This is a genomic window from Pseudomonas protegens (assembly GCF_003732485.1).
Lineage (GTDB): Bacteria > Pseudomonadota > Gammaproteobacteria > Pseudomonadales > Pseudomonadaceae > Aquipseudomonas > Aquipseudomonas protegens_B.
In genome coordinates this window covers 45,237-64,723 of the sequence record NZ_MOAK01000086.1, presented here as the reverse complement: position 1 = coordinate 64,723, position 19,487 = coordinate 45,237, and the positions used below count along the sequence as shown (strand labels likewise).

16 protein-coding genes and 1 other RNA gene are annotated in these 19,487 nt (G+C 60.1%); 12 read left to right on the top strand and 5 right to left on the bottom strand.

Annotated features, from left to right (window positions below; all coding sequences use genetic code 11):
- Window positions 1-204 precede the first annotated feature (204 nt).
- A complete protein-coding gene (recN, locus tag BLX41_RS27270; RefSeq protein ID WP_123727410.1) occupies window positions 205-1,878 on the top strand; it encodes a DNA repair protein RecN in 1,674 nt (557 codons plus the stop codon).
- Between the two features lie 94 nt (window positions 1,879-1,972).
- Here the strand turns inward: recN and fur are convergent, their stop codons facing one another.
- A complete protein-coding gene (fur, locus tag BLX41_RS27265; protein ID WP_011059185.1) occupies window positions 1,973-2,377 on the bottom strand; it encodes a ferric iron uptake transcriptional regulator in 405 nt (134 codons plus the stop codon).
- Between the two features lie 98 nt (window positions 2,378-2,475).
- Between fur and BLX41_RS27260 the strand changes: the two genes are divergently transcribed.
- Window positions 2,476-3,003 (top strand): outer membrane protein assembly factor BamE, encoded by a 528-nt coding sequence (locus tag BLX41_RS27260; protein WP_123727409.1) that lies wholly within the window; start codon window positions 2,476-2,478, stop codon window positions 3,001-3,003.
- Window positions 3,004-3,062: 59 nt separating this feature from the next.
- Here the strand turns inward: BLX41_RS27260 and BLX41_RS27255 are convergent, their stop codons facing one another.
- The 3 genes from BLX41_RS27255 to BLX41_RS27245 are packed head-to-tail and all read right to left on the bottom strand — an operon-like array spanning window position 3,063 to window position 5,215.
- Window positions 3,063-3,377 (bottom strand): RnfH family protein, encoded by a 315-nt coding sequence (locus BLX41_RS27255; RefSeq protein ID WP_123727408.1) that lies wholly within the window; start codon window positions 3,375-3,377, stop codon window positions 3,063-3,065.
- Complete coding sequence (locus BLX41_RS27250; protein WP_185073814.1) at window positions 3,370-3,804, bottom strand: type II toxin-antitoxin system RatA family toxin; 435 nt, start codon at window positions 3,802-3,804, stop codon at window positions 3,370-3,372. Before BLX41_RS27250 ends, BLX41_RS27255 begins: the two co-directional genes overlap by 8 nt.
- A 7-nt stretch (window positions 3,805-3,811) precedes the next feature.
- On the bottom strand, window positions 3,812-5,215 hold the full coding sequence (locus BLX41_RS27245) for a sodium-dependent transporter (RefSeq protein ID WP_123727407.1): 1,404 nt from the start codon (window positions 5,213-5,215) through the stop codon (window positions 3,812-3,814).
- Between the two features lie 117 nt (window positions 5,216-5,332).
- Between BLX41_RS27245 and smpB the strand changes: the two genes are divergently transcribed.
- On the top strand, window positions 5,333-5,815 hold the full coding sequence (gene smpB / locus BLX41_RS27240) for an SsrA-binding protein SmpB (RefSeq protein WP_011059180.1): 483 nt from the start codon (window positions 5,333-5,335) through the stop codon (window positions 5,813-5,815).
- An 80-nt stretch (window positions 5,816-5,895) separates the two neighbouring features.
- On the opposite strand, the gene BLX41_RS27235 is transcribed toward smpB, so the two are convergent.
- Entirely contained in the window at window positions 5,896-6,663 is a 768-nt protein-coding gene (locus tag BLX41_RS27235) for a GntR family transcriptional regulator (protein WP_123727406.1), read from the bottom strand.
- Window positions 6,664-6,924: 261 nt separating this feature from the next.
- On the opposite strand from BLX41_RS27235, the gene BLX41_RS27230 reads away from it, so the two are divergent.
- The 9 genes from BLX41_RS27230 to BLX41_RS27190 all read left to right on the top strand — a co-directional run bounded on the left by BLX41_RS27230 (window position 6,925) and on the right by BLX41_RS27190 (window position 19,483).
- Window positions 6,925-8,619: a lactate permease LctP family transporter gene (locus BLX41_RS27230; RefSeq protein WP_123727405.1), complete on the top strand. Its 1,695-nt coding sequence runs from the start codon at window positions 6,925-6,927 to the stop codon at window positions 8,617-8,619.
- A gap of 151 nt (window positions 8,620-8,770) precedes the next feature.
- Window positions 8,771-9,595, top strand: coding sequence for a (Fe-S)-binding protein (locus BLX41_RS27225; RefSeq protein WP_123727404.1), 825 nt, complete (start codon window positions 8,771-8,773; stop codon window positions 9,593-9,595).
- Window positions 9,592-11,046, top strand: a complete 1,455-nt coding sequence (locus tag BLX41_RS27220) for a LutB/LldF family L-lactate oxidation iron-sulfur protein (RefSeq protein ID WP_123727403.1) — start codon at window positions 9,592-9,594, stop codon at window positions 11,044-11,046. Before BLX41_RS27225 ends, BLX41_RS27220 begins: the two co-directional genes overlap by 4 nt.
- Entirely contained in the window at window positions 11,046-11,717 is a 672-nt protein-coding gene (locus tag BLX41_RS27215) for a LutC/YkgG family protein (protein ID WP_123727402.1), read from the top strand. Before BLX41_RS27220 ends, BLX41_RS27215 begins: the two co-directional genes overlap by 1 nt.
- Window positions 11,714-14,524, top strand: coding sequence for an FAD-binding and (Fe-S)-binding domain-containing protein (locus BLX41_RS27210; protein ID WP_123727401.1), 2,811 nt, complete (start codon window positions 11,714-11,716; stop codon window positions 14,522-14,524). Before BLX41_RS27215 ends, BLX41_RS27210 begins: the two co-directional genes overlap by 4 nt.
- Before the next feature lie 212 nt (window positions 14,525-14,736).
- Window positions 14,737-15,024 (top strand): hypothetical protein, encoded by a 288-nt coding sequence (locus tag BLX41_RS27205; protein WP_041115918.1) that lies wholly within the window; start codon window positions 14,737-14,739, stop codon window positions 15,022-15,024.
- 88 nt (window positions 15,025-15,112) lie between these two features.
- Window positions 15,113-15,506: a transfer-messenger RNA gene (ssrA, locus tag BLX41_RS27200) on the top strand.
- A gap of 407 nt (window positions 15,507-15,913) precedes the next feature.
- Window positions 15,914-18,280, top strand: a complete 2,367-nt coding sequence (hsdR, locus tag BLX41_RS27195) for an EcoAI/FtnUII family type I restriction enzme subunit R (protein WP_123727400.1) — start codon at window positions 15,914-15,916, stop codon at window positions 18,278-18,280.
- 24 nt (window positions 18,281-18,304) lie between these two features.
- Window positions 18,305-19,483: a restriction endonuclease gene (locus BLX41_RS27190; protein ID WP_123727399.1), complete on the top strand. Its 1,179-nt coding sequence runs from the start codon at window positions 18,305-18,307 to the stop codon at window positions 19,481-19,483.
- The last annotated feature ends 4 nt before the right edge of the window (window positions 19,484-19,487 follow it).

The window sequence follows — 19,487 nt, the reverse complement described above, 5'->3', positions numbered from 1 at the left end:
CCCAGCTATATGGGGTCGCATTTTCAAGGTTCAAGTCCGCAGCCACAGCAAAAGTCATTCCGGCCCGGTAAATCCTGTATGCAGACATTACCGGGCGCACTAAAAAGCCAGAATGACCAAGCAAATCGAGCTAAGGGAAAGCATTGTCAGCCCGAAACAAAACACTGTATAAATAACCAGACATCTAGTTTGGGAGCGGCCTTAATGCTGGTGCACCTGTCCGTACACAATTACGCCATCGTCGAACACCTGGATCTGGAACTGGATCGCGGGATGAGCGTCATTACAGGCGAAACCGGCGCCGGCAAGTCGATCATGCTCGATGCGCTCGGCCTGACCCTGGGCGATCGCGCTGACAGCGGCGTGGTACGGCCAGGCGCCGACAAGGCCGACATCCTTGCCACCTTCGACCTGACGGACATTCCCGAGGCCCACAGCTGGCTGGCCGAGCGCGATCTGGACAACGACGGCCCCTGCATACTGCGCCGGGTGATCACCGCCGAAGGACGTTCCCGCGGCTATATCAACGGTACGCCCTGCCCGCTCGGAGACCTCAAGGCCCTGGGCGAACTGCTCATCGATATCCACAGTCAGCACGAGCACCAGTCACTGCTCAAGACCGATACCCATCGGCGCTTGCTGGATGAATACGCCGGCGCCACAGATCTCGCCCGCCAGGTGCAGTTGGCCGCCCAACGCTGGCGCCAGACCCGCCAGGAGCTGGAGCGCCTGTCAAACTCGGGCGATGAGCAACGAGCTCGCCACCAACTGCTCAGCTATCAGCTGGAAGAACTGGAGAACCTCGGCCTGGGGGAAAACGAACTCGAGGATCTGGAGCAGGAACACAAGAACCTGACCAACGCCGAAACCCTACTGGGCATCTGCCGCCAAGTGGTTGAACAATGCAGCGAAAGTGATTCCGGCAATGTCCTCAACGCGTTGACCGTCAGCCTCAACCGCCTGTCCAGCATTGGTAACTCAACGGGATCGTTGGGCGAGGCCACCAATCTCTTGGCCAGCGCCCAGATTCAGGTGGAAGAAGCGGTTGGCGAATTGAATCGTTTCCTCGATCACTTCGACGCCGACCCGGCCCGCCTGCAGCAGTTGGAAGAACGCCTGGACTCCATCTACACCCTGGCACGCAAACATCGCATCCAACCCTTCGAACTCGCCGCCATGCAGCAGACCTTGCTGGATGAAATCGAGACTCTGGACGCCAACGATGAGTCCATCGAGCGACTTGGCGAGGAACTGCAGTCCTTCGCCCGGCATTACCAGGAAAAAGCCCAGGAACTGAGCCAATTGCGCCAGCAAGCTGCAACCAGCCTAGCGAGCGCGGTGGAATTGGAAATTCAGCGCCTGGGCATGCCTGGCGGGCGCTTCACCATCGAACTGCGAGCCAACACCAGCGATGAGCTGCTGCCCAATGGCCTGGAGCAGGTTGAACTGCTGGTCAGCGCCAACCCCGGACAACCGCTCAAGGCCCTGGCCAAGGTTGCATCGGGTGGTGAGTTGTCACGCATCAGCCTGGCCATTCAAGTGATCACCGCGCAAACCTCCCGCGTTCCAACCCTGGTATTCGACGAGGTCGACGTCGGGATCGGCGGCCCGACCGCGGAGATCGTCGGCCAATTGCTACGACGTCTCGGAGAGCGCGGCCAGGTACTGACCGTTACCCACTTGCCACAAGTCGCCGCCCAGGGACATCAGCACCTGTTCGTGCACAAGGTACGCGGCAACAATGCAACTCACACCGCCGTTTCCAAGCTGGGCAAGAATGAAAGGGTCGAGGAAATTGCCCGAATGCTGGGCGGCATCGATTTGACCAAGGAGTCCCTGGCCCACGCCAAGAAAATGGTCGTGACCACCAAGGCTTGAGTCTCAAGCGCTGCTTTTATATAGGCACAAAGCACGAAGGCGACCCTAAGGTCGCCTTCGATCGTTTCACGACTATGAAAGTCGCGTGAGGGGCTTACTTCTTCTTGCGCACATACAGCACAAGATTGTGATCCACCAACTCGAAACCGTGCTTTTCGACAATCGCCTTCTGAAGCTTTTCGATTTCTTCGTCGAAGAATTCGATCACTTCGCCAGACTCCACGTTGACCATATGGTCGTGGTGACCGCCATCCGCCAGCTCGAATACAGCGTGACCGCCATCAAAATTATGGCGTACCACCAGTCCGGCTGCTTCGAATTGAGTCAGTACACGGTAAACCGTGGCCAGACCCACATCCTCACCAGCTTCCATCAGCGCCTTGTAGACATCTTCAGCGCTCATGTGCCGCTGCTCGGTGGAATCGAGCATTTGTAGAATTTTGACCCGTGGCAGAGTCACTTTAAGGCCGGCTTTACGTAGTTCGCTATTTTCAACCATGGTCAGCTTTCTCGCCGATGCTGCTTCGCAGCTTCTCTTAATGCGGGTATGATCGGGGTTTACGTTGTCCCAGCCAAGATAGTGGAAGTCGCCCACCGATGCAAAACACCAAGCTCTTGCTAACCAGTTTCACCTTCGTGGGACTGCTCGCACTCGCCGGTTGTTCATTCCCCGGGGTTTACAAAATCGACATCCAGCAGGGCAATGTCGTCACGCAGGACATGATAGACCAGTTGCGCCCCGGAATGACCCGACGGCAAGTACGGTTTATCATGGGCAACCCTCTGTTGACCGACACGTTCCATGCCGATCGCTGGGATTATCTCTACAGCCTGCAGCCTGGTGGCGGTGAACGCCAACAGGAACGCGTGAGCCTGATCTTCAACGGTAACGACCAACTGGTCAGCTTGGCCGGTGACTTCATGCCCGGTGTAAGCCGCGACGAAGCCCTGCTGGGCAAGGAGAGCGGCAACACCGTCACCGCCCCTACCGAGAACGCCGAGAAGCCCAAAGCCGAGAAGCCGGTCAAGCCAGGCTCGTTGCTGGACCAGATCCAGAAGGATGTGGATGGCGTCGAAACCGTACCAGTGCCTACACCTGAACCCCTGGACACTTCTCCGCAATAATTTGTGGCGAATAAAAAAGCCCGGGCATGCCCGGGCTTTTTATTGGCTGTTGCTAACGATCACTGCTCACGCTTACGAGCCTCGGCCGCCTTGGCGGCACGCAGACGCCGCACCTCTTTCGGATCTGCCAGCAGCGGGCGATAGATTTCAATTCGATCTCCGGCCTGCACTACATATTGCCCAGGATCGGATACCTGCTTTCCGAAGATACCCACCGGGCACGCCGCCAGATCTAACTCGTTAAAATGCTCCTTTATAGAAGAAGCCTCCAGCGCTGCACGCAGGGTCGAACCCTGGGGCACTTGCACACTAACCAGCACCTGGCGGTCGGCGGCAGCGTGAACCACCTCGATGGCGATCAGAGGCTCAACCATGCAGTTGCTTGGCCCGCTGGCAGAATGCGTCCATCAGGGTATTGGCCGCCTGATTGAACAGAGGCCCCAGGGTGGCACGCACCAACGGCCCGGCGTAGTCGAACGACAGATCGAGGCTGATCTTGCAGGCCTTCTCCCCCAACGGCTTGAACACCCAAAGGCCATGCAGTTGATTGAACGGCCCCTCTTCCAGATTCATCTCGATCGACTGCCCCGGCACCAGGGTATTGCAGGTCATGAAACGCTGGCTCATGCCGCCCTTGGCCACCGCCAGGCTGGCACGCATCCGCTCTTCACTGCTTTCCAGCACCTCGGCAGTAGAACACCAGGGAAGAAACTCCGGGTACCGGGCCACATCATTGACCAGGTCATACAGGAACTGCGCCGGATAGGGCAAAAGGGCCGAACGTTGAATATGGGTCGTCATGTGAGCTTCATTTCCACAACTGGGCGGCAAACACCACAAGAATGCCGACGGGCGCCACATAGCGCATCAAAAACAAGGCCAGGGCGAACAACAGCGGGCTACGCAACGACAGCTCATCACGAACTGCCTCACGGCCCATCACCCAACCTGCAAATACCACGAAGCACAAACCGCCAAGAGGCAACATGATCCGCGAGGTGAAAAAGTCGATCACGCCAAAGAAATCCAGACCGCCGGCCGCGCCCCATCGATAGAGATGAAAAACACCGCCTTCGTTCACGAAGAATTTGGCCTGCTGCCAGATGTTGAAGGAAAACACTGTTCCCAATCCCACGAACCAGCAACTGAACGCCAGCCAGAAAGTCACCCAGCCGCGGCGGATTTTAGTCCTCTCGACGAGATAAGCCACCATTGGCTCCAACAGGGAAATGGCCGAACTCCAGGCAGCAATCGCCACCAGGATAAAGAACACTACGCCCATAAGCTGGCCGAACGCCACATTGCCGAAGGCGAACGGCAGGCTGATAAACATCAGCCCCGGCCCCTCGCTAGGGTTTAGCCCGGCGGCGAACACAATGGGAAACAGGGCCATGCCCGCCACCAGAGAAACGAAGGTATCCAGCAAGGCCACCCCGACCACAGTGCCGGCCAGGGACGAATGCTTGGGCATATAGGCGCCGTAGATCATGATCGAACCGACCCCCACGCTGAGGGAAAAGAACGCATGCCCCATGGCCGGCAACAGCCCATCCAGCAAGCGTTCCAGGCTGAAGTCGAACATGAAGTGCAGGCCCTGCATGAAGTGCCCGGTGGTCATGCTGTAGCCCAACAGCACCAGCAGCATCACAAACAGCAGCGGCATCATGATCCGCAGGCTGCGCTCAAGCCCGGCCACCACGCCCTTGGCAATCACCAGCGCCGACAACAGCATGAACAGCGTGTGCCACAGCGTCAGGCGCCAAGGGTCGGCCGTCACCGCGGAGAAATAGACACCGACCTGATCCGCCGTGACACCCTGAAAATCGCCACGCCCCATGTCAATGATGTAGTCCAGGGACCAACCACCCACCACACTATAGAAAGAGAGAATCAGCAGCGCCGTGATCATTCCGGCAAAGGCGCCCCAGGACCACCTGGCCGAATGCCCGGCCTCCAGGGCCAGCGCCTTCAGGGCATTCGCCGGGCTTTGCCGCGCGCGGCGACCGATCAGGGTTTCGGCCAGCATCACCGGCAACCCGATCAGCGCAATGCACGCCAGAAACACCAGGACAAAGGCACCACCACCATAGACGCCGACCATGTAGGGGAATTTCCAGATGCTCCCCAGGCCCACGGCCGAACCAGTTGCAGCGAGTATAAAGACCCAGCGGCTTGCCCAGCCGCCGTGGACAGAGACCCTGTCTGTCGACATCGTTAACGCGCCCAACCGAAAAAAAAGAGGCCGCATTGTCCGGGATTCAATCAACCTGCTCAAGCACGCCGCGTCACCGTAGCCGACGCGCGCGCAACTCCCTATAATGCCGCCCCTATGGCTAAACAGAAGAAACACCCAACAGGGACCATCGCGCAAAATAAAAAGGCGCGTCACGATTACTTCATCGAACATCGGTTCGAGGCTGGCATGGTCCTGGCCGGCTGGGAAGTAAAGAGTCTGCGTGCAGGCAAGGCACAGCTGGTCGACAGTTATGTGCTGCTCAAGGATGGTGAAGCCTGGTTGCTCGGCAGCCACTTCACGCCATTGACCACCGCCAGCACCCACGTCATCGCCGACCCGACGCGCTCGCGCAAGCTGCTGCTCAACCAGCGAGAGCTGGAAAAGCTGTTTGCCGCCGTGCAGCAGAAGGGTTACGCCTGCGTGTGCCTTTCGCTCTACTGGAGCAAGCATCTGGTCAAGTGTGAAATCGCACTGGGCAAGGGCAAGAAGGAATACGACAAGCGTCATACCGAACGCGAGCGCGATTCCGATCGCGAGCTACAGCGTGCGGTGCGGACCAAGGGCAAGGAAGACTGATCTTCCTGCCTTGAGGTCGCTATCGCCGGCAAGCCGGCTCCTACAGCACCCAGGTAGGAGCCGGCTGCCGGCGATTTGCATTAGATGCCCTTACGCCGCTCGGCCCGGGCCACTCGCTGTACTTCCTGACGCACTTCTTCGAGCACTTCCTGCACATAGAGAATGTGCCGGCTGGAAATTTCCCGCGCATCCTCCGCTCGCCCTTCGATAATCGCCAGGTACAGGTCACGGTGCTGGCTGATCAGCATGTCGCGGGTTTCCGTGCGCTGCTTGTACATGCCGCCGATGTTGGTCACCACGTTGCGCTTGAGCAGATCGAACAGCCCGCGGATGGTGTGCAGCAGCACCGCGTTATGGCTGGCCTCGGCAATTGCCAGGTGGAACTTGGCATCCGCCGCGCCCTCCTCGATACGGCTGACATCGTCGGAACGGGAATAACAATCCTGCAACTCCTCGAAGGCCTGAGTCAGCCGCTCGCGATCCACTACCGTCGCCCGCAGCGCCGCGTAATAAGCACAGGAAGCTTCCAGGGTATGCCGGAATTCCAGCAGGTCGCGCTGGGCATCGGTGTTGTTTTCCAGCAGGTGCAGCAACGGATCGCTGAAGGTCGAGCCCAGGGATTCCACCACATAGTTGCCGCCACCCTGGCGGCTGATCAGCAGCCCCTTGGCCGTGAGCTTCTGGATCGCCTCGCGCAGTGAGGGCCGGGAGACACCGAACTGCTCGGCCAGGGCACGCTCGGCCGGCAGCCGCTCGCCAGCCTTCAAGGTGCCTTCAAGAATCATCCCTTCCAGACGCTCGACAATATCGTCGGACAAACGGCGCTGGCGTATCTGATCAAACCCCATAACTCACTCTCCACCCTCCCGACCCTTCGCCGGGGGGCTCTATTCTGGCCTATTCACGGCGCGCCAACACCTAGCAGAACGAAGCCTTTTGCACCGATCAGATGCCCGCGCCATAGCGCATTCGACAAAAGTTTTAGGGCGGCAAATTGACACACCACGCACAAGGCTTTTACCCTAGCCAACAGCGCTTGTAAATTGGTCTTACCAATTTACCAAGACGCTAGCAGTGCCTGACCAACAACAATTAGGGGCCACCCCATTATGCAAACCTGGCAACAGCTCTATAGCCCGCTTGGCAGCCTCGGCCTGTCCGCCCTCGCCGCCGTTATCCCGATCGTGTTCTTCTTCCTGGCTCTGGCCGTGTTCCGTCTCAAAGGACACGTCGCCGGGAGTATCACCCTGGCCCTGTCGATCCTGGTGGCGATCTTCGCCTTCAAGATGCCCGCCGACATGGCCTTCGCTGCCGCTGGCTATGGATTTGCCTACGGTCTGTGGCCCATCGCCTGGATCATTGTCGCCGCTGTATTCCTCTACAAACTGACCGTGAAGAGCGGCCAGTTTGAAATCATCCGCAGCTCGGTGCTGTCGATCACCGACGACCAGCGCCTGCAAGTGCTGCTGATCGGCTTCTGCTTCGGCGCCTTCCTCGAAGGTGCGGCAGGCTTCGGTGCGCCAGTGGCGATCACCGCCGCCCTGCTGGTGGGCCTGGGCTTCAACCCACTGTACGCCGCCGGCCTGTGCCTGATCGCCAACACCGCACCCGTGGCCTTCGGCGCCCTGGGGATTCCGATCATCGTTGCCGGCCAGGTGACGGGCATCGACGCCTTCAAGATCGGCGCCATGACCGGCCGCCAGCTGCCGCTGCTGTCGCTGTTCGTGCCGTTCTGGCTGGTGTTCATGATGGACGGCATGCGTGGCGTCAAAGAGACCTGGCCCGCCGCACTGGTGGCCGGCCTGAGTTTCGCCATCACCCAGTACTTCACCTCGAACTTCATCGGCCCGGAACTGCCGGACATCACCTCGGCCCTGGCCAGCCTGATCTCCCTGACCCTGTTCCTGAAAATCTGGCAGCCCAAGCGCACCGCCGGTGCGCAGATCGCCGGTGCCACCTCCAGCGCTGCCGTGACCGCCAGCGCCGGCGGCTTCGGTCAGCCACGCAATACCGTCGCTTCACCCTACAGCCTGGGGCAGATCTTCAAGGCCTGGTCGCCGTTCCTGATCCTCACCGTGCTGGTGACCATCTGGACCCTCAAGCCCTTCAAGGCGATGTTCGCGGCTGGCGGCTCGATGTACGGCTGGGTGTTCAACTTCGCCATCCCGCATCTGGATCAGCTGGTGATCAAGATGGCGCCGATCGTGACCACACCCACCGCCATCCCGGCGGTATTCAAGCTCGACCCGATCTCCGCCACCGGCACAGCGATCTTTTTCTCTGCGCTGGTCTCCATGCTGGTACTGAAGATCAATTTCAAAACTGGTCTGACCACTTTGAAAGAGACCTTCTACGAGCTGCGCTGGCCGATCCTGTCCATCGGCATGGTGCTGGCGTTCGCCTTCGTCACCAACTACTCGGGCATGTCTTCGACCATGGCCCTGGTCCTGGCTGCCACCGGCGCAGCATTCCCGTTCTTCTCGCCGTTCCTGGGCTGGCTCGGGGTGTTCCTCACCGGTTCCGATACCTCGTCCAACGCCCTGTTCAGTTCGCTGCAGGCCACCACCGCGCACCAGATCGGGGTCAATGACACCCTGCTGGTCGCGGCCAACACCAGTGGCGGCGTGACCGGCAAGATGATCTCGCCGCAATCGATCGCCGTGGCCTGCGCCGCCACCGGCCTGGTGGGCAAGGAATCCGACCTGTTCCGCTTCACCCTTAAGCACAGTCTGTTCTTTGCCACTATTGTCGGTCTGATCACCCTGGCCCAGGCCTACTGGTTCACCGGCATGCTGGTGCACTAAGCAACACCTGCGACACCGATGGAACCGACGCCGCCCTCACCCGCGGCGTCAGTCATTCACCACCCGGTCTGCAAGGCTGCTGAAAGCTTGCTGGTTTATCTTTCAGCCGCCGCGACGGACGAATAACCGGGACCACCCGGAGACACGCCTGATGAGCGAGCTTTTCTACAACGCGGTGCCCAATGCGACCCGTGTCGCACCGCCGCTAGCCGAACCCCGGCAGTACCCCAGCGCGAAGCCGGCGCGGGTCTACCTGTTCGGCACCTGCGTGGTCGACCTGTTCTATCCCGAAGCCGGGATGGACGCGATTCACCTGCTGGAGCGCGAAGGCATTCGCGTGGAGTACCCGCAAGGGCAAAGCTGCTGCGGACAACCGGCCTACACCTCGGGTTACACCGAACAGGCGCGCACCGTGGCCCGCTCGCAACTGGCGCTGTTTGCCGGCGACTATCCGGTGGTGGTGCCGTCGGGTTCCTGCGCAGGCATGCTGCGCGAGCATTACGCGGACTTGTTCAAGGACGAGCCCGAAACGCTGAAACAGGTGCAGGCCTTGGCTGCCCGCACCTTTGAACTGGCCGAGTTCCTCCTGCACGTGTGCAAGGTGCAGCTCAAGGACAGCGGCGCTCCGGTCAAGGTGGCCTTGCACACCTCCTGCTCGGCACGCCGGGAAATGAACACCCACCTGCACGGCCGTGAGTTGCTGTCACAGCTGAGCAACGTGGAACGGGTAGAACACAGCCACGAAAGCGAATGCTGTGGCTTTGGCGGGACTTTCAGCGTCCGAATGCCGGACATCTCCGGCGCCATGGTCGCGGACAAGACCCGGGCGCTGAAAGAATCCGGCGCCCACCAGGTACTGAGTGCCGATTGCGGCTGCCTGATGAACATCAACGGCGCCCTGGAGAAACAACAAGAGGCATTGCGCGGCCAACACCTGGCGAGCTTCCTCTGGCAACGTACTGGAGGTGCGCAATGAGCACCCCAGAGCTGATTCCGACCACGACGCTGGCGGACGATTTTCGCACCCGGGCCCACCAAGCCCTGGGTGACCAACAGCTGCGAAACAACTTTCGCAGCGCCATGGATTCACTCATGGCCAAGCGTGCGGCCTCGTTCAGCGATGCCCACGAAAGAGAACACCTGCGCGCCCTGGGCAATGCGATTCGCGCCCGGGCGTTATCCAAGCTGCCCGACCTGCTCGAGCGCCTGGAACAGAACCTGACCCGCAACGGTGTGACAGTGCACTGGGCGGAAACGGTGGACGAGGCCAATGGCATCGTCCTCTCGATCATCCGCGCTCACGAGGCGCGGCAAGTGATCAAGGGCAAATCGATGGTCAGCGAAGAGATGGAAATGAACCATGTCCTCGCTGAACAAGGCATTGAATGCCTTGAGTCGGACATGGGCGAGTTCATCGTCCAGCTCGACCACGAGAAGCCTTCACACATCATTATGCCGGCGATCCACAAGAATGCCGGTCAGGTCGCGTCCTTGTTCCACGACAAACTCGGCGTGGAGTACACCAAGGACGTTGACCAACTCATTCAGATCGGTCGCAAGGTCTTGCGGCAGAAATTCTTCGAAGCCGATATCGGCGTCTCCGGCGTCAATTTTGCCGTGGCCGAGACCGGCACCCTGCTACTGGTGGAAAACGAAGGCAACGGGCGCATGTCCACCACCGTGCCGCCAGTGCACATCGCCGTCACCGGGATCGAGAAAGTCGTCGAGAACCTGCGGGACGTGGTGCCGCTGCTTTCGCTGCTGACCCGCTCGGCCCTGGGCCAGCCCATCACCACCTACGTCAACATGATCTCCGGCCCGCGCAAAGAGCATGAGTTGGACGGCCCCCAGGAAGTGCACTTGGTGCTGCTGGACAACGGCCGCAGCCAGGCGTTTGCCGACAGCGAACTGCGCCAGACCCTGAACTGCATCCGTTGCGGCGCCTGCATGAACCACTGCCCGGTCTACACCCGGGTCGGCGGCCACACCTACGGCGAGGTCTACCCGGGGCCGATCGGCAAGATCATCACCCCGCACATGGTGGGCCTGGCCAAGGTGCCGGATCACCCCAGCGCCTCGTCACTGTGCGGCGCCTGTGGCGAAGTCTGCCCAGTGAAGATCCCGATCCCGGCGCTGCTGCGCCGACTGCGGGAAGAAAACGTCAAGGCCCCGGACAGCCCGCATCAAGTGATGCGCGGCCAGGGCAGCAAGTACTCGCGCAAGGAACGTTTCATCTGGAACGCCTGGGCCCGCCTCAATAGCTCGCCGACCCTGTATCGCCTGTTCACCCTGGCCGCCACCCGACTGCGCGCCCTCACCCCGAGCAAGGTCGGCCCCTGGACGCAGAACCACAGCGCGCCAAAACCCGCCGCCCGGTCGCTGCATGATCTGGCCCGTGAGCACCTGGACAAGCAGGGAGACCGCTGATGAGCGCAAAACACAACATCCTCGCCAAGCTGCGCAACAGCCTGAGCGGCACCACGCCGATTGTGGATAACTTCGACGAGGCGCTGGTCACCGAGCCTTACACCTACAGCGCGGAACAACGCATCCCGCAACTGCGCAAACAGATGGAAGCGGTGCACACCGAAATCCACCTGAGCACCGCCGCCGACTGGCCGGAGCTGCTGGCCCGCCTGCTGCAGGAACGCCAGTTGCCCAGTCTGCTGATCGCCCCGAGCACGCCCCACGGCCAGCGGGTCACCCAGTACTGGGCCGAGCGGCCGCAACTGCCGACGCTCAAGGCCTACGACCGCCCGGTGGAAGAATGGAAAGCCGAGCTGTTCAACGACACCCCGGCCAGCCTCACTACCACCCTGGGCGCGATCGCCGCCACCGGCAGCCTGATCCTCTGGCCGACCCGGGAAGAGCCGCGGCTGATGAGCCTGGTGCCGCCGGTGCATTTCGCCCTGCTCAAGGCCAGCGAGATCCGCGACAACTTCTATCAGGTGCAGCAACAGATGAACTGGGCCGCCGGCATGCCGACCAACGCGCTGCTGGTGTCCGGCCCATCGAAGACCGCTGATATCGAGCAAGTCCTGGCTTACGGCGCCCACGGCCCGAAAGACCTGGTGGTGCTGATCCTGGAGGACCAATGAGCCTACCGGCCGCTTTTCTGCGTGATGCCCAGCAACTGATCCCCCAGGAGCGGCGCTTCGACGACCCGCTCTCGACCCTGGCCTTCGGCACCGACGCCAGCTTCTATCGACTGATCCCCAAGCTGGTGATCCGCGTCGAATCCGAAGATGAAGTGGTGACCCTGCTCCAGCTGGCCCAGCGCGACCGAGTACCGGTGACCTTCCGCGCGGCGGGCACCAGCCTTTCCGGGCAAGCCATCAGCGACTCGGTGCTGATCGTTCTGGGGGATAACTGGAACGGCAAGGAGATTCGCCACCAGGGTACGCAGATCCGCCTGCAACCCGGAGTGATCGGCGCCCAGGCCAACGCCTGGCTGGCCCCTTTCGGGCGCAAGATCGGCCCCGATCCGGCCTCGATCAACGCCTGCAAGATCGGTGGCATCGTCGCCAACAATGCCAGCGGTATGTGCTGCGGTACCGCGCAGAACACCTATCACACCCTGGCCGGCATTCGCCTGGTACTGGCCGATGGCACGCGTCTGGATACCGAGGATGAGGCCAGCATCGCCGCCTTCCGCGCCAGCCATGGTCCGCTGCTGGAGCGCCTGGCCGAGCTGGGCCGCAGCACCCGCGCCAACAGCGAGCTGGCAGCGAAGATCCGCCACAAATACCGGCTGAAAAACACCACCGGCCTGTCCCTCAATGCCCTGGTGGATTTCGACGAGCCGCTGGATATCCTCAGCCACCTGCTGGTGGGCTCCGAAGGTACCCTGGGCTTTATCAGCGCAGTGACCTACGACACGGTGATCGACCACCCGAACAAGGCGTCGGCGCTGATCGTCTTTCCCGATGTGGACACCTGCTGCAACGCGGTGACCGTGCTCAAGAGCCAGCCGGTGTCGGCGGTGGAACTGCTGGACCGCCGCAGCCTGCGCTCGGTGCAGGACAAGCCCGGCATGCCGGCCTTCGTCCAGCAACTCTCGGCCAACGCTTGCGCGCTGCTGATCGAGTCCCGCGCCGCGTCCTCATCACTGCTGCACGAGCAACTGGCGCAGATCATGAATTCCCTGGCCGCCTTCCCGGTGGAAAAGCAGGTGGACTTCACTGAAGACCCGCAGGAAAACGCCAAGCTCTGGGCGATCCGCAAGGACACGTTCCCGGCGGTGGGCGCGGTGCGCAAGACCGGCACCACAGTGATCATCGAAGACGTGACCTTCCCCGTGGAACAGCTGGCCATCGGCGTCAACCGCCTGATCGAGCTGTTCGACAAGCACCACTACGACGAAGCGATCCTGTTCGGCCACGCCCTGGAGGGCAACCTGCACTTCGTCTTCACCCAGGGCTTCAACAGCAGCGAGGAAGTGAATCGCTACCAGGCGTTCATGGACGACGTGGCGCAACTGGTGGCGGTGGAATTCGGCGGTTCGCTGAAGGCCGAGCACGGCACCGGGCGCAACATGGCACCCTTCGTCGAGCTGGAATGGGGCAGCGATGCCTACCAGCTGATGTGGCAGCTCAAGCGCCTGCTGGACCCCAACGGCATCCTCAACCCGGACGTGGTGCTCAGCGAAGACCCGCAGATCCACCTCAAGCACCTCAAGCCACTGCCGGCGGCCGACGAGATTGTGGATAAGTGCATCGAATGCGGCTTCTGCGAGCCGGTGTGCCCGTCCAAGGGGCTGACCCTGAGCCCGCGCCAGCGCATCGTCATCTGGCGTGATATCCAGGCACGCAAACGGGCCGGCATCGATACCACGGAACTGGAAGCGGCCTATCAGTACCAGGGCATCGACACCTGCGCCGCCACCGGGCTGTGCGCCCAGCGCTGCCCAGTGGGCATCAACACCGGCGAGCTGGTGAAGAAACTGCGCAGTGAACACGCCACCCATAACGGCACCGCCGACTGGCTCGGCTCACACTTCGCCACCACCTTGCAGGGCGCCCGCTTCACCCTGCACGTGGCCAACGGCGCGCGCATGCTCCTGGGCGCGCCGCGCCTGAGCAAGTTGTCGGCGAGCCTGACGCGACTGTCCAAGGGCCAGGTGCCGCAGTGGAGCAGCGCCATGCCACAGCCGGAAAAGGCCATCCGCTTCAGCCCGGCAGTGAGCGATTCGCGCCCGCGGGTGGTGTACCTGGCAGCCTGTGTGTCCCGGGTCATGGGGCCAGCGGCGGGCGACAAGGAGCAAAGCTCGCTCTACGAGAAAACCCGCGGCCTGCTGGAGAAGGCCGGTTATCAAGTAGTGCTGCCGGACAACCTGGACAACCTGTGCTGCGGCCAGCCGTTCGCGTCCAAGGGCTACGCCACCCAGGCCGAGGACAAGCGCCAGGAACTGATCGGCGCCCTGCTCCACGCCAGCCGGGGCGGCCTCGACCCGATCTACTGCGACACCAGCCCTTGCACCCTGCGCTTGGTGCAGGACCTGGGGGACGTGCGCCTGGACCTCTACGACCCGGTGCGCTTCATCCGCACCCACCTGCTGGAGCGCCTGGAGTTCACGCCGCAGGAAGCGCCGATCGCGGTGCACGTCACCTGCAGCACCCAGCACCTGGGCGAGAGCCAGGCGCTGATCGAACTGGCCCGGCGTTGCAGCAACAACGTAGTGATCCCTGAAGGCATCCATTGCTGTGGTTTCGCCGGCGACAAGGGTTTCACCACCCCGGAACTCAATGCCCACTCCCTGCGCAGCCTCAAGGACGCGGTGCAGTATTGCAGCGAAGGCATCTCTACCAGCCGCACCTGTGAAATCGGCCTCAGCCAGCATGGCGGGATCGACTATCACGGGCTGGTCTACCTGGTGGATCGGGTGACTCGGGCCAAGGCGGTCTGAGCCATCGAACCGGGCAACCAAGGGGCGTTTTCGCCCCTTTTTTGTGCCTGGCGGAAGGCGCCCATGGCTTTTCCATTTCATCGCAAAAAAAAACAGAACCCCGGCGCGCGGCTAGAGTCCATTTTCTAGGCCCGCAAAAAAGGGCTTAGCCCCACTCGGCAGCCTGCCCCGTTAACCGGAGGCACCGAGCCCCTGCGATCAAGGAGACAACCATGAAGCGTTCCGCACTGGCTGGACTGTTCATCACCGCCGCGATGCTGGCCTCCCCGGTGTTTGCCGCCGGGCAAGAAGACCTGTGCCAGATCAACCTGCAAAAGATCAAGGATGCCAAAGTCAGTACCGAAGTCATGAGCTCGGACCTGAGCAGCGACATCGACGCCAAGGTCCAGCAAGCCACCGCCGAACACGCCAAAGGCACCGAGGAAGGCACCAAGAACTGCATCTCCCTGACCACCCAGGCGATCCAGCAATTGCAGAACAACACCAAGGGCGATCAGTAGGCCGATGCATTGGGCCAACCTTCGGGTTGGCCTTCTGGCCTCGGTTAGCGTAGAATCCGTCCACCTGTTGGTAATGCACAACAGGTTCGGGGCCGTTTAGGATTCGACGCCGGTTGCGAAACTTTAGGTGCATGCCGAGTTGGTAACAGAACTCGTAAATCCACTGTTGCAACTTCCTATAGTTGCCAATGACGAAACCTACGGGGATTACGCTCTCGCTGCGTAAGCAGCCTTAGCCCTTCCCCCCTGGTACCTTCGGGTCCAGCAATCATCAGGGGATGTCTGTAAACCCAAAATGATTGTCATATAGAACAGAATCGCCGTGCAGTACGTTGTGGACGAAGCGGCTAAAACTTACACAACTCGCCCAAAGCACCCTGCCCGTCGGGTCGCTGAGGGTTAACTCAATAGACACGGCTAAGCATGTAGTACCGACAGCGGAGTACTGGCGGACGGGGGTTCAAATCCCCCCGGCTCCACCAACTCAACAAGAAAAGACGTCCATGGACGTCTTTTTTTGTGCCTGAAGCTCAGTGAAATCAAAGGCTTCAGCGCGATTGTCGTCCTTAGAAGAATGGTGAGTTTTGGCCATTTGGGTATTTCAAAGCTCCCATCACGTTCCCAAAACCTCGCTTATTCAATCTGATTGCTTACAGGCAGGATCGACCGCGTCGAGAGCCAACGCCAGGCCACAATCCAAGGTAAAAGAGCTTTCGGAACAACAAGAAGTACGCCCGCTGTTATGGCGTCACCTTTTCCTACAGCGTCGACCACCAAAATCTGATCTTCTCCCGTGCCAGCATCAAACAAGGTACATTTGCGCCCTTCAAGCACGATCATCTGTGCCGGAATGGAGCGACCAGGCCGGTTTGAAAGGGAATTGGGGTTTATGGACAAAAAGTCGCTTTCCGAGCGGGACATCTGCAGCAAGTACATCGCTCCAGCCGTTCAGCAAGCTGGATGGGACATGCACAAGCAAGTGCGCGAGGAAGTCAGCTTTACCAAAGGCCGCATTATCGTCCGAGGCAAACTTCACAGCCGTGGTGAAGCTCGCCGCGCAGACTTCATCCTCTACCACCAAGCCAACCTGCCCATCGCTGTGATCGAGGCAAAGGACAATAAGCACTCCGTTGGCTCCGGCATGCAGCAAGCTCTCGGCTACGCGGAAGCACTGGACGTACCGTTCGTGTTCTCCAGCAATGGCGACGGTTTCCTATTCCATGACCGCAGTGGCACAGGCAGCCAAGTAGAAACCGAACTCACCCTCGACCAATTCCCCAGCCCCACCGAACTCTGGCAGCGCTACTGCCAATGGAAGGGGCTGGATAACACCGCCCAGCACAAGATCGAATCGCCCTACTACGACGACGGCTCCGGGCGCATGCCGCGCTACTACCAGATGAATGCCATCAACCGCACCGTCGAGGCTGTGGCGCGCGGCCAAGACCGTATCCTGCTGGTGATGGCTACGGGCACCGGCAAGACCTACACAGCCTTCCAGATCATCTGGCGGCTGTGGAAATCGAAACAGAAGAAACGCATCCTGTTCCTCGCTGATCGCAACATCCTGGTCGACCAGACCAAGAACAACGACTTCAAGCCTTTCGGCCAAGCGATGACCAAAATCGCCAAACGCCAGATCGATACCTCCTACGAGATCTACCTGTCGCTCTATCAGGCTGTCACCGGCACTGATGAAGAGATGAATGTCTACAAACAGTTCTCCCGCGACTTCTTCGACCTGATCGTGATCGACGAATGCCACCGTGGCAGCGCCGCCGAGGATTCCGCCTGGCGTGAAATCCTCGACTACTTCTCCAGCGCCACCCATGTCGGTCTCACCGCCACGCCGAAGGAAACCAAAGAGGTGTCCAGCATCACCTACTTCGGCGAACCGATTTACAGCTACACCTTGAAGCAAGGTATCGAAGACGGCTTTCTTGCTCCCTACAAAGTGGTGCGCATCGATTTCGACAAAGACCTGCAAGGCTGGCGTCCGCCCAAAGGCATGCTCGACAAGAATGGCGAGCTGATCGAAGACCGTATCTACAACCTCAAGGACATGGACCGCACCCTGGTCATCGAGGCACGCACCCAGCTGGTGGCGCAGAAGGTTACCGAATTCCTCAAGGCCACCGATCCATTCCAGAAAACCATCGTCTTCTGCGACGATATCAACCACGCAGAGCGTATGCGCCAAGCACTGGTCAACCTAAACCCTGAGCGAATGGCCGAGAACCGCAAGTACGTCATGCGCATCACCGGCGATGACCAAGAGGGAAAAGCCGAGCTGGATAACTTCATCAACCCGGAAGAGCGTTACCCAGTCATCGCCACCACCAGCAAACTAATGACCACCGGCGTCGATGCCCAGACCTGCAAGCTGATCGTGCTCGACCAACACATCAAGTCGATGACCGAGTTCAAACAAATCATTGGCCGCGGTACTCGCATCAACGAGGACTACGGCAAATTTTGGTTCACCATCATGGACTTCAAAAAGGCTACCGAGCTGTTTGCCGACCCGGCCTTCGATGGAGACCCAGTAGTGATCTACGCCCCAGAAGGCGATGACTCCCCCGTACCACCGGATGACCCGCTTGCCGATGAAGATGGCATAAGTGCAGGCAATGATAACGAGGGTGATGACCTGGATTTCACCGGCGAAGATGAGGGCAAAAAACGCATCAAGTATGTCATCGACAACGTCCCGATTTATGTCATCGCCGAGCGTGTGCAGTATTACGGTCCGGACGGCCGGCTGATCACTGAATCGCTGCACGACTACACCCGCACCTGCGTACAGAAGCAGTTCGCCTCGCTGGATGACTTCCTGCGCCGCTGGAGTGATGCCGAGCAGAAGAAAGCCATCATCGACGAAATGGCTGCCCAGGGCGTGATGTGGGAAGCCCTGGCCGAGGAAGTGGAAAAGAAACAGGGCAAAACCCTCGATCCATTCGACCTGATCTGCCACGTCGCCTTCGACCAACCGCCGCTGTCGCGTAAAGAGCGCGCCGAGCAGGTGAAAAAGCGCAACTACTTCGCCAAGTATTCCGGTGCAGCCCGCCAAGTGCTGGAGGCATTGCTGGATAAATATGCCGATACCGGCATCGAGCATATCGAAGACATAAAAATCCTTCAGCTCGACCCCTTCAGCCAAATCGGTGCGCCCATCGAACTGGTCAAGGCTTTTGGCGGCAAGGCCGGTTACAACAAGGCTATCCATGAACTGGAAGGCGAGCTGTATAGCGCCTGAGGCGAATTATTTAGGAGTTAACCCATGACAGGAGCACGTCAGCCCTTGGTGCGCACACCGCTATTTCCTTTATATGCGGAGGTTGCGGCACTACTGCATATTTTTGACGGTATCAGCAAGGATCAGGTGCGCAGTCTGATCAAGGCCGTTGACGAGCAGACGGGCACGCCACAGAACACCGTCGACTGGAGCCAACCGAGCCTCTGGATACCCGAACGGCTAAACGGCACCGACCGCCAACTGGCTCAACGGATCTGGGATGAAAGCCAGCACACCGTAAACCCCCGGCACATCTACGGGGCCTATCTGTTTATCAACACCTACCAACTTCTGAGCCTCAATGCGGCAGGGCAATACAGGCTGGAGCAGCGTGGCAACGATTTCATCGCCTGCGCCCCAGCCCTGCTGCGAGAGCTGGATGAAGCCGAAGGAGTGCCGCAACTGCTAGCCATTCTCGCCGCCCATTCGCCAGGCAAACGCGCCGACCTGCTGGAAGAGTGGACCGAATTTCTGCTGGAAAACTCTAATTACAAAACACCCTCGAGCATCAACGCCACCCTTCGCCAACGCTTGCTCAACCTGACGGCTCGCGGCTACGTCAGCCGTGAAGGCAATACATACAACATCACCAGCGCCGGGTTGGACTATGCCGCGCCGCAGAGTGCGAGCCCGCAGTTGCAGGCTCATCATAATGTTTTCAGCGCCATCAAGGATTACAATGCCGCGCAAACCACTGCATTGAGAGAGCGCCTGGAATGCCTTGATCCGTATCGCTTCGAGGAATTGATCAAGGACTTGTTGGAGGCCATGGATTACGAAAATGTCCAGGTCACTAAACAGAGCGGCGACAAAGGGGTCGATGTCATCGCCAACTTCCAGTTCGGTATCACCGAAATCAAGGAAGTGGTTCAAGTCAAACGCCACAAAGCCAACATTACTCGCCCGGTGCTAGACCAGTTGCGCGGAGCCCTGCCGCTGCATGGTGCCTTGCGTGGAACCATCATCACCATTGGTGGCTTTGCTAAAGGTTGCAAGGATGTGGCGCTCTTCCCCGGAGCCGCCCCCATCACCCTGATCGACGGCGACAAGCTCATTGAGCTGCTGATCAAGCACGGCGTCGGCATTAAACAGAAAAAGCTTTCCCTATTGGAAGTTGACGACAGCTACTTTGAAGGCTCGCCTGCAGAGCCCCTCACCGAATAAGGTT

Coding starts and splice junctions, on each gene's coding strand:
- recN (WP_123727410.1), top strand. CDS start 205: ATGCTGGTGCACCTGTCCGTACACAATTACGCCATCGTCGAACACCTG.
- fur (WP_011059185.1), bottom strand. CDS start 2,377: ATGGTTGAAAATAGCGAACTACGTAAAGCCGGCCTTAAAGTGACTCTG.
- BLX41_RS27260 (WP_123727409.1), top strand. CDS start 2,476: ATGCAAAACACCAAGCTCTTGCTAACCAGTTTCACCTTCGTGGGACTG.
- BLX41_RS27255 (WP_123727408.1), bottom strand. CDS start 3,377: ATGGTTGAGCCTCTGATCGCCATCGAGGTGGTTCACGCTGCCGCCGAC.
- BLX41_RS27250 (WP_185073814.1), bottom strand. CDS start 3,804: ATGACGACCCATATTCAACGTTCGGCCCTTTTGCCCTATCCGGCGCAG.
- BLX41_RS27245 (WP_123727407.1), bottom strand. CDS start 5,215: ATGTCGACAGACAGGGTCTCTGTCCACGGCGGCTGGGCAAGCCGCTGG.
- smpB (WP_011059180.1), top strand. CDS start 5,333: ATGGCTAAACAGAAGAAACACCCAACAGGGACCATCGCGCAAAATAAA.
- BLX41_RS27235 (WP_123727406.1), bottom strand. CDS start 6,663: ATGGGGTTTGATCAGATACGCCAGCGCCGTTTGTCCGACGATATTGTC.
- BLX41_RS27230 (WP_123727405.1), top strand. CDS start 6,925: ATGCAAACCTGGCAACAGCTCTATAGCCCGCTTGGCAGCCTCGGCCTG.
- BLX41_RS27225 (WP_123727404.1), top strand. CDS start 8,771: ATGAGCGAGCTTTTCTACAACGCGGTGCCCAATGCGACCCGTGTCGCA.
- BLX41_RS27220 (WP_123727403.1), top strand. CDS start 9,592: ATGAGCACCCCAGAGCTGATTCCGACCACGACGCTGGCGGACGATTTT.
- BLX41_RS27215 (WP_123727402.1), top strand. CDS start 11,046: ATGAGCGCAAAACACAACATCCTCGCCAAGCTGCGCAACAGCCTGAGC.
- BLX41_RS27210 (WP_123727401.1), top strand. CDS start 11,714: ATGAGCCTACCGGCCGCTTTTCTGCGTGATGCCCAGCAACTGATCCCC.
- BLX41_RS27205 (WP_041115918.1), top strand. CDS start 14,737: ATGAAGCGTTCCGCACTGGCTGGACTGTTCATCACCGCCGCGATGCTG.
- hsdR (WP_123727400.1), top strand. CDS start 15,914: ATGGACAAAAAGTCGCTTTCCGAGCGGGACATCTGCAGCAAGTACATC.
- BLX41_RS27190 (WP_123727399.1), top strand. CDS start 18,305: ATGACAGGAGCACGTCAGCCCTTGGTGCGCACACCGCTATTTCCTTTA.